Source organism: Shewanella electrodiphila, assembly GCF_023283985.1.
Classification (GTDB): Bacteria; Pseudomonadota; Gammaproteobacteria; order Enterobacterales; family Shewanellaceae; genus Shewanella; species Shewanella electrodiphila.
Genome location: NZ_JAKIKU010000015.1, coordinates 74888 through 92625, shown reverse-complemented (window position 1 = coordinate 92625; position 17738 = coordinate 74888). Strand labels below are relative to the sequence as shown.

Annotated in this window: 11 protein-coding genes and 1 pseudogene; 9 read left to right on the top strand and 3 right to left on the bottom strand. The window is 41.9% G+C overall.

Annotation, left to right across the window (positions count from 1 at the left end; genetic code table 11):
- The first annotated feature begins 17 nt into the window (after positions 1-17).
- From xerC to L2737_RS19800, 6 genes are all read left to right on the top strand, one after another.
- Positions 18-947, top strand: a complete 930-nt coding sequence (xerC, locus tag L2737_RS19825) for a tyrosine recombinase XerC (protein WP_248956882.1) — start codon at positions 18-20, stop codon at positions 945-947.
- Positions 947-1660, top strand: a complete 714-nt coding sequence (locus L2737_RS19820; RefSeq protein ID WP_248956881.1) for an HAD-IA family hydrolase — start codon at positions 947-949, stop codon at positions 1658-1660. Before xerC ends, L2737_RS19820 begins: the two co-directional genes overlap by 1 nt.
- Before the next feature lie 232 nt (positions 1661-1892).
- Positions 1893-2270 (top strand): hypothetical protein, encoded by a 378-nt coding sequence (locus L2737_RS19815; RefSeq protein ID WP_248956880.1) that lies wholly within the window; start codon positions 1893-1895, stop codon positions 2268-2270.
- A 129-nt stretch (positions 2271-2399) separates the two neighbouring features.
- Positions 2400-3740 (top strand): TolC family protein, encoded by a 1341-nt coding sequence (locus L2737_RS19810; protein ID WP_248956879.1) that lies wholly within the window; start codon positions 2400-2402, stop codon positions 3738-3740.
- A complete protein-coding gene (locus L2737_RS19805; RefSeq protein WP_248956878.1) occupies positions 3737-4837 on the top strand; it encodes an efflux RND transporter periplasmic adaptor subunit in 1101 nt (366 codons plus the stop codon). The genes L2737_RS19810 and L2737_RS19805 overlap by 4 nt, the downstream gene beginning before the upstream one ends.
- 12 nt (positions 4838-4849) lie before the next feature.
- Positions 4850-7996 carry an efflux RND transporter permease subunit gene (locus L2737_RS19800; protein ID WP_248956877.1) on the top strand — a complete coding sequence of 1049 codons (3147 nt, stop codon included), beginning with the start codon at positions 4850-4852 and terminating at the stop codon, positions 7994-7996.
- Between the two features lie 190 nt (positions 7997-8186).
- Here the strand turns inward: L2737_RS19800 and L2737_RS19795 are convergent.
- Positions 8187-8648 (bottom strand): annotated as a pseudogene (locus L2737_RS19795) (hemerythrin domain-containing protein); the annotation flags it as partial.
- Positions 8649-8813: 165 nt separating this feature from the next.
- Positions 8814-9959: a Kelch repeat-containing protein gene (locus L2737_RS19790; protein WP_248956876.1), complete on the bottom strand. Its 1146-nt coding sequence runs from the start codon at positions 9957-9959 to the stop codon at positions 8814-8816.
- Between the two features lie 275 nt (positions 9960-10234).
- Between L2737_RS19790 and L2737_RS19785 the strand changes: the two genes are divergently transcribed.
- From L2737_RS19785 to L2737_RS19775, 3 genes are all read left to right on the top strand, one after another.
- Complete coding sequence (locus L2737_RS19785; protein WP_248956875.1) at positions 10235-12964, top strand: TonB-dependent receptor; 2730 nt, start codon at positions 10235-10237, stop codon at positions 12962-12964.
- Between the two features lie 106 nt (positions 12965-13070).
- Complete coding sequence (locus L2737_RS19780) at positions 13071-13808, top strand: peptidase (RefSeq protein ID WP_248956874.1); 738 nt, start codon at positions 13071-13073, stop codon at positions 13806-13808.
- Positions 13808-14551 (top strand): peptidase, encoded by a 744-nt coding sequence (locus L2737_RS19775; protein WP_248956873.1) that lies wholly within the window; start codon positions 13808-13810, stop codon positions 14549-14551. The genes L2737_RS19780 and L2737_RS19775 overlap by 1 nt, the downstream gene beginning before the upstream one ends.
- 128 nt (positions 14552-14679) lie before the next feature.
- Here L2737_RS19775 and L2737_RS19770 read toward each other — a convergent pair whose 3' ends face one another.
- A complete protein-coding gene (locus L2737_RS19770) occupies positions 14680-17208 on the bottom strand; it encodes an Ig-like domain-containing protein (RefSeq protein ID WP_248956872.1) in 2529 nt (842 codons plus the stop codon).
- Between the last annotated feature and the right edge of the window lie 530 nt (positions 17209-17738).

The window sequence follows — 17738 nt, the reverse complement described above, 5'->3', positions numbered from 1 at the left end:
TGACTGGAGGCAGTGTCATGGGTCAACTCAGTTGGCTAGCCGCATTTGAACGCTACCTTCATTCTGAAAGGCAGCTTTCGCCGCATACCGTACGGAATTATCTTTATGAAATTCATCGCGCTGCTGAAATCATATTTTCGCAGCCTAAAGGCGCTTCACTCGATGAATGTAATGAAGGCTGGCTAACGGTTAACCGCGATCAATTGCAAGCCGTGCTGTCTAAGCTTCATCGACAAGGACTTAGCCCACGTTCATTATCGTTATGTTTATCGTCTTTAAAGCAATTTTTTGATTTTTTAGCCCGTGAACAAGCCATTAAAACCAACCCAGCCAAAACACTTAATGCACCAAAGCAAGCAAAGCCACTGCCTAAGAATATGGATTTAGATGCAGTGACGCACTTGTTAGATATTGATGCTGATGATCCACTCAGTAAGCGTGACAAAGCCATTATGGAGTTATTTTATTCCAGCGGTTTGCGTTTAGCTGAGCTTGCGAGTTTAGATGTGGCAGATATCGATTTCAGTCAAAATGAAGTCAAAGTGATGGGTAAGGGCAGTAAACAGCGAGTTGTGCCTATTGGCAAAATGGCGATAGAAGCAATTAATCATTGGTGTGATTGCCGAAGCGCCTTGGTAAAAGCCGAAGCGGGTGATGCCTTATTTGTCAGTCAGCAAGGCAAACGTTTATCTCATCGCAGTATTCAGCTCAGAATGAATAAATGGGGCCAAGAGCAAGCTTTATCTGCAAAAGTTCACCCTCATAAATTGCGACATTCCTTCGCAACGCATATGCTTGAATCAAGTGCAGATTTAAGAGCGGTGCAAGAATTATTGGGACACGCTAACTTATCCACAACGCAAATCTATACCAGTCTCGATTTTCAGCACTTGGCAAAAGTCTACGATGGCGCTCATCCTAGAGCGAAAAAAGCCAAGGGGAAATAATGAAACAATATTTACGACTGCGGCCTTTTAAGGCGATCAGTTTTGATTTAGACGATACCTTGTACCATAACGCACCGCATATAATTAAAGCCGAATCTGCGTTATCACTATTTATGCAAGAGCAATTTAACACCCCGACAAATTGGGGAATAACTCAATGGCGTGAGCTAAAAGCACAGGTCATTGCTGTGCATGGTGAGCTGGCCCATGACACCACAGCTGCGCGCTATGAAGTCCTCAGGCAGGCTTTGATCCAATGGGATTATTCAGAAATTGAAGCAAGCCAAGGCGCACAACAAGGCTTAGAGTGTTTTTGTTTTCATCGCAGTGACTTTACCGTTGATGATGGTGTTCTCAATTTACTGTCAGACTTAGGCAAACAGTATCCACTAATTGGCATTACTAATGGTAATGTCGACGCTCGCCGTGTTGGGCTTAATGATGCCTTAGAGTTTGTGGTTCATCCTGGACACGGGGTAAGAATGAAACCCTATAGCGATTTATTTGATCTTAGTTGTCAGCATTTAGATATCCAAACCAATGAACTATTGCACATAGGTGATCATCCTATAAGTGATGTATTAGGCGCAAGACACGCAGGCTGTCAAAGTCTTTGGCTTAATCTTCAAGCTGATGAAGGTGGCAGGGCGCAACATATTTTACCGCATCTTGAAATTGAGCAGCTGCAAGAAATCCGCCGATTAATCGAATAAAATTGTGCGTTCAACGAGGTTTTTAGTTTTTTAAGTCCAGTCTATTCAATTAGCAAATAATCTCAGTAGTGTTTTAAAGGGGTTTAGCATAGACTTGCGCGATACACATGTTATTAGTTGGTCTATTTAATTATGTGTTCACTAAAAAGGGTGCCGCTAAGAATTAATGTTAGGCTTTTATCGCGATGTAAAAATCACAACGATCACGTTTCCAGCTATGCTGGCGCGCTTGTTGTTGATTCTGATTTTTGCGATGCAGTCTGTTGTTGCGATGGCCGACAACTGTGCTCTTGAGCATAAAGATTGCTCTATTAATGTCGAACCTTTCACCACAGTAATCAATGATGTCTCTTCAGTAGACACTACCTTTGTTGATGAACACTCGCTAGCGAACGACGAGCTTTGTGATGATATTTTTCTTGCCGACAGTCATGCTGACGATGACTGTGCTGAATGCAGCAGTAACTGCTGCTCTTGTTGTATGACGCTAATGCATCCAGTCACAATGGCACATCATGGCAATATCTATTCGGATTACCTGGCTTTTACCTTTAATTCCAACGCAGTAGAAGCTCCTTACTTTAGTTTTTTACGTCCTCCCCAAGCTTAATCGTTAAATCAAAAATCATTTTAAAATGAGCAAATTTTTTACGGAATTTGCTAAAACTTGCTGTGTTTTCTAATCAATCATATTGCCAGCAGGTTTTATCTTTTGTATTGAATCGAGGCTAATTCTCAGATGTTTTACAATATAACCATCCCGAAACGGTGTACTTTTCTATTAAGAAAAATAGCTTGCTGTTTATTAGGGACAACAGCGCTAGTTTCTGCCAGTTCATACGCGACTGGCTCGATCTCCGCTTCAGAATCATTGACGCTACTGACTGTAATTGAGCGTGTTCAATTACAGCATCCTTCTTTGAAAATTTTTCAATTTAGACAACTTGCGCTTGAAGGTGAAGCGCAAACACAAGCGCTTTCGCCTGGGTTCGAATTAGGCGTAGAACTTGAAAATATTGCTGGCTCTGGCGATTTTCAAGCTGTTGATAGTGCAGAAACGACAGTGTCGTTATCATCGATAATAGAGCTTGGCGATAAGTCAGATGCTCGCATAGGCATTGTGAATAGAAAACGTGCGTTACTGGATGCTGAGCAAAAGATTGCAGGGCTTGACATACTTGCGACAACTACACGACGCTATATTGATGTGTTAGCTGCGCAATCTAAGTTGCAGCTTGCTGGTGATGCATTGAGCCTTGCAGAAGAAACGTTATTGGTGGTGCAGCAACGCGCTAAAGCGGGGGTGACTCCTGATGCTGAAGTTAAAAGAGCACAGGCGGCTGTTTATAATACCAGGCTGATTGCAGAAACCCATTTACATCAACTTGATTACGCAAAATTAGCACTCAGTATGATGTGGGGAGAAACTCAGGTTAACTATGAAACCATTGAAGGCAGCTTATTTGAGTTCACCGACGATGTTGCATTAGCACCTTTATTTGAAAAGGTGAAATATAGCCCAGCAATCGAAGCTTATTTAACTCAAGCTCAGCTAAAAGAAGCCGAACTACGTTTTGTTCAATCGCAATCGAGTACTGATGTCAGTTGGTCGGTTGGCGTAAAACAAATGCAGCAAACCAACGATATGGCATTTTCGGCAGGGTTCAGTGTGCCCTTGTTCAGTGGTGAACGAAATACGGGCGCTGTCATTTCGGCTCAAGCAGCAAAAGATGCAGTGCTGATTAATAGAGAGATTGCCTTACGAGAATTGTATGCACAATTATATCGTGCTTATGCCAATAGGCAGCAAGCCATTGTCACGGTCAATCGTTTGCAATCTAGCATTATTCCTACACTAACTTTGGCTCTAGAAGATACGCAAACGGCTTATGAGCAAGGGCTATATAGCTACCTTGATTACTTAACTGCAAGAGAGGAATTACTCTTTTCTCGTCGAGCATTAATTGAGGCAGCTGCTTCTGCATTGCGTTATGGCGTGGATATAGAGCAATTAATTGCTGAACCTCTTCCTGCCTCTCAACATACCTTTTTTAAAGATTTCCAAGGATTCCCCAAATGAACTTAAGACCATTCAATAACCTTTCTGCGGTTCATATTGCTGTGATGGCAGTGTTAATGCTTGCAGTTCCAGCACATGCTTCAGGCGATCATGATCATCAAGATGTGCATTCTGAACATCACGCTAACGAGCAAACACAGAATACTCTCGGTCATGATGAACATAAAAACGAACATTCAGATAGTCACTCAGAAAACCATTCAGATGAACAAGCACATAATGATCATAGAGATGATGAGCACGGGCATGACGAGCATGGTCACGATGAACATGAAGAAGGCCAAGTGCATATCAGTGCGGAGCAAGTCACATTATCAGGGATCGTTTCGCAAACTGCTCAATCGGGTGATATCAAACAAACATTAACCTTATATGGCCGCACTGTCGTACCAGAAACGGCTATAAGCCAAGTGAGAGCAAGATTTTCAGGGCTTATTACTGAGTTTAATTTTGCCGTAGGCGATAATGTAAAAGCGGGGCAAGTGATTGCCAAAGTTGAGTCTAATGCAAGCTTAAAGCATTACTCAATAACAGCGCCGATATCGGGTGTCGTAGTCACCAGAAATGCCAATGTGGGCGAGCTCGCCACAGATAATGTGCTGCTTAGCATCATGGATGACAGTGAGTTGTGGGTTGAGTATCAAATCTTCCCTGGACAATTAACCTCAGTGTCAGTTGGTCAACACCTTGTTATTGGGTCAGACACTGCGAGTGCGAATAAACAGCAAGTAAATTCAACAATAAAACATCTTCTCAACTCAACGAATAATCAAGCTTATACCTTAGCTCGTGCGCCACTAGACAATAAGCAAGGGCAATGGGCTGTGGGCGCTTTGTTGTCCGGTGAATTAACTTTGAGTCAGCAACCTGTGGCGATGGTTATTGATAATCGTGCTGTTCAGGTTATGGAGGGTCAACAAGTGGTGTTTGTCCGTAATGAGGAAGGGTTTGAAAAGCGCGTTGTTGAGTTAGGCCAGAGTGATAGCCAGCTAACAGAGGTGTTATTTGGCATCTCTATAGGCGAAGAATATGCCGTTGAGAAGAGCTTTCTTCTTAAAGCGGATCTTGAAAAATCTAGTGCTGCCCACGTTCATTAAAGGAGACGAAATATGATTGAATCAGTTTTACGTCTTGCGATTAATCGACGCTGGATGATGATGTTTCTAGCTTTATTGCTGGTTGCTGTTGGACTTTGGAGTTATCAGAAATTACCGATTGATGCCGTGCCAGATATTACCAATGTACAAGTGCAAATAAGCACGCGTGCTGCAGGTTATTCACCACAAGAAACCGAACAACGGATTACCTATCCAATTGAAAATGCCCTGATGGGTATTCCAAATTTGTCTAACACTCGTTCATTGTCGCGATATGGATTATCGCAGGTGACAGTCGTATTTGATGAAGGCACCGACCTTTATTTTGCTCGTAATCTAATTAGCGAGCGATTAAATGGCATAAAAGGGGCTTTACCTGCTGGAATTGAGCCTGAAATGGGGCCTATTTCTACCGGTCTGGGCGAAATCTTTATGTACACCATCGAAGCGAAGTCGAATGCTCAACAAGCTGATGGAAGTGATTTCGATGCTACAGCGCTAAGAGAAATCCAAGACTGGATTATTAAACCGCAATTAGCTCAAGTGAAAGGAGTGACTGAAATCAACACCATAGGGGGCTTTGATAAGGAATATCACATCACGCCTCAACCATTGAAAATGTTGACCTATGGGGTTTCCTTTGTCGATATCAAAATGGCGCTGCAAAGCAATAACAGTAATCGTGGTGCAGGTTATATTGAGCGCGAAGGACAGCAACTTACAGTTCGTTCAGCCGGGCAGCTTAAAACCATTAGCGATATTAAACAGGTTGTTGTTAAGCGTATTGATAACGCACCAATCTTAATGAGTGATGTGGCAGAGGTTGGCATTGGTAAGGCGTTAAGAACTGGTGCCGCCACTCGAGACGGAAAAGAAACCGTATTAGGCAGTGCAATGATGCTGGTGGGCGAGAATTCACGCCAAGTGTCATTAGCTGTGGCCGAAAGACTTGAGGACGTTAAAGCGTCATTACCTGATGGGATTAAAGTTGAGGCCGTATACGATCGCACGACTTTGGTTGATAAAGCGGTATATACAGTTCAGAAAAATCTCGTTGAAGGTGCATTGTTAGTTATTGTGGTGCTATTCATTTTGTTGGGTAACGCAAGAGCAGCCCTCATCACTGCTGCGGTCATTCCGCTGGCAATGTTAGCGACAATGACAGGCATGGTGCAAGCTGGCGTATCTGCAAACCTGATGAGCTTAGGGGCATTGGATTTTGGCTTGATTGTCGATGGTGCGGTGATTATTGTCGAAAATGCCATTCGCCGATTAGGCCAAGCACAGGCACAAAATGGCGGGCATATTTTGCCACGTAAACAACGTTTACAATTGGTGTATGAGGCCACTAATGAAGTTATTCGCCCAAGCTTATTTGGTGTATTGATCATTACGGTCGTTTATATTCCACTATTCAGCCTTACGGGTGTTGAAGGTAAGATGTTCCACCCAATGGCTGCCACCGTTGTGATGGCACTTTTAGCAGCGTTAGTGCTGTCGTTAACGCTTGTTCCTGCCGCTGTTGCTTTGTTTATGACAGGTAAGATTAGCGAAAAAGAAAGCCGGGTTATTACCTTAAGTAAATCTTTGTATAAACCATTGTTGATTGTAGCGATGAAGTTTCGCTGGTTAGTGTTGAGTGCAGCTGTGGGTTTGGTGGCATTGTCAATTTGGTTAGCCACTACGCTGGGGTCAGAGTTTATTCCACAGCTTAATGAAGAAGATATTTTGCTGCAGGCGATTCGCATTCCAGGTACAGGTTTAGAGCAATCTGTAGATATGCAAATGATGCTTGAGGATAGAATTAAACACTTCCCCCAAGTACTCAATGTATTTTCTAAAATAGGAACCCCAGAGGTGGCGAACGACCCTATGCCGCCGAATATTGCTGATACTTTCATTATGCTTAAACCTCGTAATGAATGGCCAAATCCGAAAATGAGCCATGATGCGCTTGCCGCCGATATTGTCGATGCTGTTTCTGGTCAACCTGGTAATAACTTTGAACTGACGCAGCCAATTGAAATGCGTTTTAACGAACTCATTTCGGGTGTACGTGCTGACTTAGGCATTAAAGTGGTTGGTGATGATTTACAGCAATTATTAACCTCGGCCAATGCCATTCATGAAGTGTTAGAGCAAATTGAAGGCGCATCGGATCTTCAAGTTGAGCAAGTGACGGGTTTACCAATGTTGTCAATTCAACCTGATCGCATGGCGTTAGCTCGCTATGGTTTAACGGTCAGTGAGCTGCAAGATTTTGTCGCAACGGCCATCGGTGGTGAAGAGGCAGGGCTTATTTTTGAAGGTGATCGTCGCTTTAAGATTGTTCAGCGTTTACCTGAAAATATTCGTAAAGATGTAGAGAATTTACAAGCGTTACCTATTGTACTGCCATCGGGGCAGTATGTGCCTTTATCTGAAGTAGCGACATTTGATATCGCACCATCTCCAAATCAAATCAGCCGTGAGAACGGTAAACGCCGTATTGTCGTAACAGCTAACGTGCGTGGTCGTGACTTAGGCTCATTCGTCACTGAAGCAAAACAACAAATTAGTCAGCAAGTGGATTTGCCGGCTGGTTATTGGTTGGAATATGGTGGCACATTTGAGCAACTAGAATCAGCCAGTCAACGTTTATTGATAGTGGTGCCTCTGACGCTAGCGCTTATTTTAGGCTTGTTAGTTATGGCGTTTAATTCGGTAAGAGATGCTGCCATTGTCTTTACCGGGATCCCACTTGCGTTAACAGGTGGTGTTATTTCGTTATGGTTAAGAGACATGCCGTTATCTATTTCTGCTGGTGTTGGATTCATCGCATTATCTGGTGTGGCGGTGCTTAATGGCTTAGTGCTGTTGAGCTTTATTCGGCAGTTATATCAAGAGAAAGGCGAGTTACTGAATGCCATTATTGACGGGGCATTGATTAGGTTACGTCCTGTATTAATGACGGCACTAGTGGCTGGGCTTGGCTTTGTTCCCATGGCGCTAAACATTGGTACAGGTGCTGAAGTACAACGACCTATTGCTACTGTAGTGATTGGTGGCATTATCTCATCGACAATGTTGACGCTGTTTGTGCTACCTATTTTATATCGTATGGCGCATCAAGGGCGAAAGTGGGCAAAAAGTGAGTCACAAAATGCTAGCGTGAACTGAACTTTAAATTAAGAGCTAGTCCTGCATTGTTCGAGTAGTTTTGATTATTACAAGCACTTGGCAGGGCTTGTTTATGCTTATAGATGAATAACCTCAAGACATAAAAATGGCTCTGCTGGGGGAAGCAAGAGCCAAGGACTTGATGAATCAAATAGGTTTGTTTTTATCAACTCATCAGAGATGATGAGAGTTAAATAGCTAGCGCTTTTGGAAACAATAATACATTTTCAGTATGAATATGAGCTTGTAAGTCCGCATCAAACTCGGCCAAAGTGCGGTAGCATTTTTGCCATGTGCTACAAACGCCTTCAGGGATTTGGTAATTATTGGTGAGCTCTCTTAACTGCTGCAAAACTGTGCCAGCATGATCATGCTCGTGCTCCATGGCATTAATTGGATTCCCAATATGACCAAAACAGCCATTCACTTCTTCGCCTGCAGCCAGTCTTCGCATTGCAGGAAACAATATTTGTTCTTCTTTCATTAAATGCGGCATTAAATCAGCGATTAGTGCACCGATTAGCGTGGCTAATGGTTTAATTTCAGCATGATCTTCGCCGTGGGCTTGTACCATTTTTTGCGAGTACTCAACTAACAGTGGCGCAGTTTCACGAACATACTGGTGATGAGTCGATTCAAGGTGATCAATCAAAGCGGGTATTGATAAAGTGCTTAATTGCTCAAGGTCAGTAGATGTCATAGTGATTCCAAAAGATACATTTAATTTATACATGTATTTTAAATGTATCTTTGGTTGAAGCAATCAAATCGATGTTTTATTGTTAGCTAGATCACATTACATAAGACTCTATACTCCTTACAGAGTACAAGTTTGATTACCCGTTAATCCACTTGAGAGTATTTGATCGCTAACCTGTTGTTGCTTAAGCATACCGCCCACTCTCAGTAATTGGTCTTGGTGGCAAATTAACCCTCGATGATCCATGCTAGGAACATCAAGCGGAACAGGCGCAAGCCATTGCATCGTTTTAAAATCAAAGGTGTATTGCAAGTTGTGTGGCTCGCTAGGGCTGCCGTTATAACCGATACCACTGTAATTATATGGGTTGTTGCTGCCAGCCATAAATACGGCTTGTCCATCAGCGGTATTATTAATGCCAGTCGCCGCCATACGATAGTGAGCGGTAGCTAATGGTGTCGTTCTGCTTTGATCTGTTGGCGTGGCAATAGAATAATGAGGTAATAATTGCCAGCTGATCCTTAAATGATTTTGAGGATTAACTTCACCGTACAAACACACTGGTGATGATTGATAGCTTCGACGTTGACCAATATTAGCCTGCACTTTTACCCCATCACACAAGACGATTTTATTATTTACCATCGCAACGGCTTGACCAAATACTGCTGGAGCAGGAATAGGGCTAGCTTGATCCCAAGTGTTAGTTTTGGTGTCGTAAACTTGGACTAAGTTAACATTGCCATCGTTATGCCAGCCGCTAAACAAATAGATATAACGCTGCTGATATACACTCGCTGCAGTGTCATCCACAGCCACTGGCATATCTGCAATACGTTGGTATTGATTATTTAATATATCAAATTGGTAGTTATCTACAGTGCTGATTTCTTCATGGTTTTCGGCAACAGTATAACCGCCAAAAACATAGGCTTTATCTTCAAGACCAACTGCAATAGACGCTAAACGACCAGCAAGTGGAGCGACAAATGGTACGGCTTTAATGGGTTGCCATTGCGCTTCTGCTTTAGTTAAATTTAGTGCCCAGGCTTTATTGTGCACATCTTGGTAGCCCTTACCTTGAGCTAGCCCGGTAAAACTCAGCAAGTATTGACCCTGCGTAGTACTGACTTTTGCAATGGCATTATTGCTCAATGGCTCAGGTAATTTAGCGAGCGACGCGTCGTGTAAAGTGCCTGCTGACACTGCAGAAGTAAAGCAAGCCACTTGTGATGCTAAAAATAGAGCGAGTATTTGTTTCATCGAAATATCCGAAGGGGATTATTGGCTTTAGAGTACAACAATTTATTGATGAGTTAATCATTTTGTCATTCAGACCGTTTATTTCATTCCATCAAAGTTGATAGTGAGGACACGGGATATATATATTACTCACTTTGTATTCTGGGCTTTTACTGGGGTGTGACACAGTGTCGCAGTATGACAATTGTAAGTTGTTTAGCACGTTGAACGGTTAAATAATTGTGTGATTACGTTAACTATTTTTCATACTACTAAAGGTTGTCATGGTGAATTCAGTGAGATTTTCTTTTTCTAAAGTCGCTTTATTGGTTTCTGCGACGTTATGTTCATTTATTTCTGTTGCCTCATCTGATATCGAAGCGAACGATATTGAAGTTAACAGTATGGCGACCGAGTCCATTGCAGCAAGCCACTCACCTTATTTGAAATCGATGGAAAAAATTAGCATTACTGGCAGTCGGATAAAAAGAGAAGAAATCACCTCAACCGCACCAATGGAAGTGTTCACCGCTGATGATATTGCCCAAATGGGCGCTACGTCAGTGGATGCAGTATTGCAAAGAATGTCTGCTTCTGCAGGGTTTGCGGGTAATCAAACCAATGCTTATTGGACTGATGGTGGTTATGGCTCAACTCAAGTGAACCTTCGAGGTCTTGGGGTAAACCGAACTTTAGTACTGCTTAATGGCAGACGAATGGTAAACAGCGGCACGGGTGCTAACTCGTCAGTGGATTTAAATACTATTCCTGTCAGCGTCATTGAGCGTATTGAAGTATTAAAAGATGGTGCTTCTGCTGTTTATGGCGCCGACGCTGTCGCAGGTGTGGTTAACATTATTACTAAAGACCAAATTGATGGTGTTGAGTTTCAAGCAAGAACGGGCATGACTGAACAAGGTGATGGCGAGCAATATCAATTTGATTTAGCAGTGGGGAAAGTTGGTGAGCGAGGCAGCGGATATATTGCGTTAAGTTATGATAAAACTGACGCGGTAGAAATGACCAGCCGCGCCCCATGCCCATTAACTGAAGTCGACGGTGAATTAGTCTGTGGCGGCAGCACTGCATTGCCAGGAGGTCGTGGTTATTTCTTGGATGAAAATGGTAATTCAATCGGTGATGAAGTGAAATTATTACCTAATGGTAGTGATGAATATACTAGTAGCGATAGAGACAACTATTTTGAATACTTTAATGCGGTGCAGCCAAATGAGCGTTTTAATGTCTTTGCCTCAGGCGAGTACGACTTAACTGACAATGTGCAGCTATTTACAGAGGCGATGTATACCCATCGTAGTTCTACACTGCCCGCAACTCCGCAAACTGTCAGTGGTATTACAATACCAAGCTGGCACGAGTCTAACCCCACTGAGAATGATTTTTTACTTAACAGCCGCCGTTTAGCTGAAGCGCCTCGTGAATTTAATATTGAAACAGATACATGGCGAGTTGTAGCCGGTTTACAAGGGGATTTAGACAATGGTTGGCAATGGGATGCCGCAGTTAATTACGGCAGTAATCGTGGCTCATTTGAAGTCACTAATGTGATTAACAACACTCGCTTAGGCGAGGCAACTGATTACGATAATTGCAGTGTTGATCCGAATATACCTTGTGCTGACTTTTGGGGAGAGGGCTCACTAACCCCTGAAATGCTCGATTACTTCTTATTCGATATGATGAGTGATGGAGGGAATGAACAATTAAGCCTAACTGCCAATTTAACGGGTGACTTATGGCAACTTCCTGCAGGTACTATGAGTTTTGCCACAGGTATTGAGCATCGAAAAGAAAAGGGCTGGAGTAACCCTGATCCTTTAGCAATAATTGGTGAAGCAAATACCAGCCAACAAGACCCTATTACTGGAGAATACACCGCAGATGAAGTGTATTTAGAAGCTTATATTCCGCTGTTAGCAGATAAGCCTCTGGCTAAAGCCGTTGATTTAACCGCAGCTGTGCGTTACTCCCATTTTGATACGTTTGGCAGTGATACTAACTATAAGCTTGGTTTACAGTGGATGCTGAATGACCAGCTCACCCTTCGTACGACCAAATCGACTGCGTTTAGAGTACCTAATATTCCTGAACTGTTTGGCGGCATTAGCCAAGGTTCAATGAACACCACAGATCCTTGTAGCGACTGGAGCCAACTTGACCCAAGCTCACATCGTTTTGCCAATTGCCAAGCTGCAGATGTGCCAATAGATTTTAACCATGAAGGCACTATATTAACTGACCGTGGTGGTAACGCAGATTTACAACCTGAAGAGGCAGACACATTCACTGTCGGTGTTGTGTGGGATGTGAGTTTTATCGAGGGGCTGAATGTCACGCTTGATTACTATGACATAAAAATTGAAAACGCAATTAACTCAGTCAATGGCTCAAGTAAACTTGCTGCCTGTTATGACAGTGCCAATATGAACCACCCTTTTTGCAACGATGAGCACTTTATTCGCGACGAGCAAACCGGTGAAATTACCTATTTGCAAACCCAATTAGGAAATGCAGCAACAGAAGAAGTATCAGGTGTCGATTTAGCTATGTTCTATCAAAAGGACTTTGGTGAGTTCACCACAAACACCTCTTTTGAAGTCAGTTATTTAGATGAATATAACCTGCAAACTTATGAAGGTGCACCAGTAGAAGAGCGGGCTGGCACCATTGGCTATGACGGCAGTTATACCAAATGGCGTTCAAATTTGTATTTTGATATTGCTAAAGATGATTGGCGCTTTGGCTATAACATTCAATATATTGGCGAGGCGGATGATCAATACGCCGCTGCAGGTGATATTGGTGATTCTGTAGACGCTGTGACCTATCATAATACACAGCTTTATTACCAATTAACCCGTAGTTTAGGGTTCACGGCTGGTATCGATAATCTATTTGATAAACAAGCGCCATATCATCAAAGTTACACAGACGGAAACACCAACACGATGACCTATGATTTAATGGGGCGACGTTATTATCTTGCGTTGAAATGGGTAATGTAACTATTGTGAATAAGCAAATGTTTAGGGTAACTTAGCATTTGCTTATGCTTAAAGTCTTGCGAGTAGAGCCACCACTAATAATAAGAAATACAGGTAACATTCGAATTTGAACTCTAGAAAAACGCTAAAAAAGGTATCGTCAGCGCAGTTTGTTCATCGTTGGTTGATGTTGCTATTGGCCATTCCGATCTTCATTTGGGGTCTCACTGGTAGCTATTTTGTACTAATGGATATCGGCTTCATTCGTAGCGACCATATTGTGATTGAGCGAGCAGACAAAATCCGCGCTTCAGCGGTCAAATACCCCATCGCAAAAGTATATCAATCATTTCCAGAAGCGAGAAAAATCACCTTAACGGTGATCAACACACAGTTGATTTACCAAGTGAAGCTCACTGACCAATCCCTGTTAATTGATGCAGCATCAGGCCAACAACTTGCAGCTATTTCAAAGTCGCAGGCAGAGCAGATATCGCAATCATTTCAACATCAGCAATCAATATCTCCAACTGCACAAATTCAATTTATTGGGTTGCTCAACGATAAAACCCCACTGGAGCAATTACCTTCAGAGTTAGCTGCACGGCACTTACCCGTATGGCGAGTGGTCTTTGATGATATCGGCCAATCGACGTTATATATTTCAGCGCAAACTGGCGAAGTCGTGACAAGAAGACATGAGTATTGGCGCTTGTTTGATTTATTTTGGAAGTGGCACATCATGGATTATGACGACGGTGAAGCCATTGATAATCAATTACTATTTTATACTGCCATCGCTTCTTTTATCGCTGTATTTGCTGGTGGCCTATTGGTTTGGCAGCGCCGTAAGAGGTATAGCTAATGAAAACCCAAAAGATAAAACGTTGGCTAAGGTTTTGTCACTATTGGCTGGGGACTATTGTTGGCATTCAATTATTAATCTGGCTAGGAACAGGTATTTATTTCAATATCACCCCAAGTGAAGATCTGAAAGGCACTCATTATTATCGCAGTATAGCGCCGCTAGATTTAACTGCGTTTAGTAGTCACGATCTAGAGCCATTATCATCTATTCTTGAGCGATTTAAACCGATGGAGCAGGTTAGTACCATTGTGCTTATTAACCAGCCTGTGTATTTACTAGATGAGCAAGTACAGCGATATCAACACGATTGCCAACAGCAAGTATTGGTCGATGCTTATAGCGGCAAAGAAGTCCTTATTGATGCCGACTTGGCTGAATCAATCGCTTTGCAAAGTTATACTGGAGCAGGCGAAATAAAGAGTCACAGGCAATTATCTACAAGTTTTAAAGAGTGGCCCAAAGAATGTAACCCATTGTGGCAAGTCAGCATTAGTGATGATTTGAATACCCGTATTTACATTAACGGCATAAATGGTCGATTGGTTGGCCATAAAAATGATCACACTGATTTAGCCGATTTGATGTTTAAGCTGCACTTTATGGATTACCTGCATCAAGGCAGTTTCAATAACCCCTTTAGTTGGGTGTTTGGATTAATGATGTTGCTATTGTCATTATCCGGTGTGTATTGGGTGATTGAGAACTTAGTATTAAAGCGATATCGATTTAAGTTTGAGTAGCAAATTGAGATGGTAAAACGGATTTGAATAACAAAAAGGCTATTTATCAAAATAATAAATCCGCAGCCTTGGCAAGCTTACGGATTTATTATTTTTTGCTTTAAAGTGTTACATGATTAATTATTTTATTAGTTACTTGGTTCCACAAACAGTTTGTTGACGGACTGTTTACCTAAGCTACTCACCTTTGATGCAATTGATTTAGAGTTAAGTGCCGGTGTTGTAGCGTTGGTTTGCATGGAGCCTAAATCTTGAGAGTTTTTCCAAGCATCTTCCCAATCGCTTAGATCAATAGTAGAAACATAGTTGATTCTCGGAGGAATGATAGTGTACCGTTCGGCATCTTCTAGAACACCGTCCCCATCCATATCTAGATGCCAATTTGAGTATTCAAACACGACCATACGACCAGATTCAGAGTCCACAGAAACGACTTCCCATTCGCGATGGCGTGTTCTCAAAATATAATCTTGTGAAATATGCAGGTCAACTTTATTACCAACGCTCGTCCATGTGCCCTCTAGGTAACCTATCTCAAACATAGGTACATCAGTTACTTTTTGTTGTTCATTGCTCCAATTACCAGGTTCCACTCCTGAGATGCCATGATTAAAAGTGCCATCAGCTCTAAATAGGCGTCCCCATACTCCACCTACAGTCATTTGATTACCATTCCAGTATGAAGGTAAGTAGGCATTGATATTTGAAAGTGACATTTCAGGTAATTCTGTCACAAGTTTACTCCCTACCACAAAGTCACCAGCGGTATACTTAGCCATACGTTGGGAAGTTGAATACTGGAATGCATTATTTTGATATTTTGCCACTAAGACCAAGTGCTCATCACCTTGTGAAGCGTATGGAGTATATTCAAAGTGTGTATCACCAATCGTTAGTTTAAGAACATCATTTTCCAAACTGACGGTAAAGCTCTTTTCCCCGATTTGACTCTGAGCTTGGCCATTGTTGATCGTAATGACATCTGCTTTGATTGCAGTTTTCACGTTTTGCTCGTATTCACCAGTTGATTCGCTGAATTCAGGTTGAGCGAGGTAGTCGCTTTCGATAGGTAGTACCCACTTACCATTGAAATCTTCAAGCGCTTTACCAGCAAATGCACTTTTGTAATTATGGTGAAGAACTTGTTGTGATGACTCAGTAATCACTGTTTTGGGATTATCTTCATTCCAGTCGACCCACTCAGGCATTTCAATCGTTAATTCTATAGTAGAGTCAACATTAACTTGATAAGACATCTCATTGGCTTGAAGTAAGGTAATGCTGTCGCTTTGGGTACGGTAAGTTAGCGGAATTTGACTGTCATAATATCCACTTTCGTACGCAGCAATAAATGCTTCAACGACGTCGGATGAAAATCCATAATTCTCTTCCAACTGGTAGTAAGGGTAGGAAACAGAGGTGTATGAAACGTAACTTCTGTCAGTGTACTCAATCATTGCCTTTCCATCTTGAATAGACCAATCAAATCCTTCAGGTTCAGGTAATTCGTTGTTTAGAGAGTATGAATCCAAATATACAGTTCCTGAACCATTGGCATTAAAGATAATACTGTCGCCGCGGAACTCTAGCCAACCAGGTTGCGCTCCTACTAGCCAGCTCATTGATTTGTCGGTAAACATCTCTTTGGTAAAGCTATCAACAACCTTTGAATCGGCTAAGGTTTGTTTAATTGCCTCTTCCAGCGCTTCTTCGTAGGCTTCACTCGGATTGCCGTTTTCATCAATCAGTTCATTATTTATCAGATACTGATTAATCAACTGCAAGGTATTGAGTTCTTCGTCATTAAGCAGTGTGACTATTGTTTTCCCCTCGGGAATTTCAAATTCACTATTATCCACTAACAGTTTTATGAATCCTGCGGTTTCAAGCAGATGCTGTGCTGGTACCCCAGCTAGAACCTGTTCAAATTGCTCTGCAGATTCAAATTCTTCATTGTTATTGCGGTCTTTAGCAATCAAGTAAGCTGCTGTTGATAATTGGGTAGCATTAAGCGATTTAGCCTGTTCAGCAGTAATCTTGCGTTGTTCATCAACCCTCTGCAGCAACGTACCTGTTTGACCAACAATTGAGATTAGCTCAACATTTTGTTGGTTGCTTTCAGCGGAGCCGAACGCTTGTATTTTAATTATTTCATCAAGGTTATTGATGGTTAATGGGAGCGAGTAGTAACCTTCGCTATCAGCAGTTGCTGTGTGGTCTATGCCATCTAAGGTGACCACGACTTCGGCATTGGCAATGGGGCTGTCAGTTATCTGACCTGAAAGGGTTAGGGTATGATTAACGGTTACTGTAACGTCAGCATTCGCTTTGTTGGTGCCATCGCTAACTTGATAATTAAAGGTTACAGTGCCTGTAGTATCTTCTTCAGGTGTGAAAACAAGTTGGTTATTGACTATTTCAACATTTCCGAATTCTAAATCTGAAGTTGATGTAATCGTTAAACCATTGCCGCTATGATCAGTGTCATTAGCCAGCACATCGAGCGTTACCGCTAGATTATTCTGAGCAAGTCCTGTATCTGAAATCGCAGTTGGTGAAGGAGTAGGTGTCGGGTCGGGAGTTTCTGAAGCAGAGTCTGAACCACCGCAGGCGCTAAGAGCAGCGGCAGCGAACAAAGTAAGGGTAAATTTTTTCATGATTTCCTTATGAATTACATTCCATTGTAAATATCGAACAATAGTAACTAACCTATTGTTGTTATTGAAATGTACAATACTTATGACTTACGTGCAAACCTTGCATAGCGTATTTTTCCAGGGGATAAAACAGCATCTTATTGTTAGTTACCATCTTTAGTCATTGTCCATTGGCATAACTATTACACCAAGACATAGACACATCTTAGAAATCTATAATTATTAAATTTGCCAAGACTGGCAGTAAGGTTAAAGATGTTTATCTGTGGGTTTTATCAAGATTGTGCGTTATCAAAATTGATGAAAAACGTTATCATTTATGCGTAAGTTGCGACATGTTTTTTTAATTGATATTTATCCATGGTAGATGTGATTTCTGAATAGTTAGACAAAATTTTTAGGCTTAACGATGTAGTTTTATGGCTTTCGAATACAAAAATAATTATCTTCATACGCATTACAGAGTTCGAGGGAGCTTTAATGGCTTCTGAGTATCAAGTTCAAACAGTAATAACAAAAAAGGCTTTCCA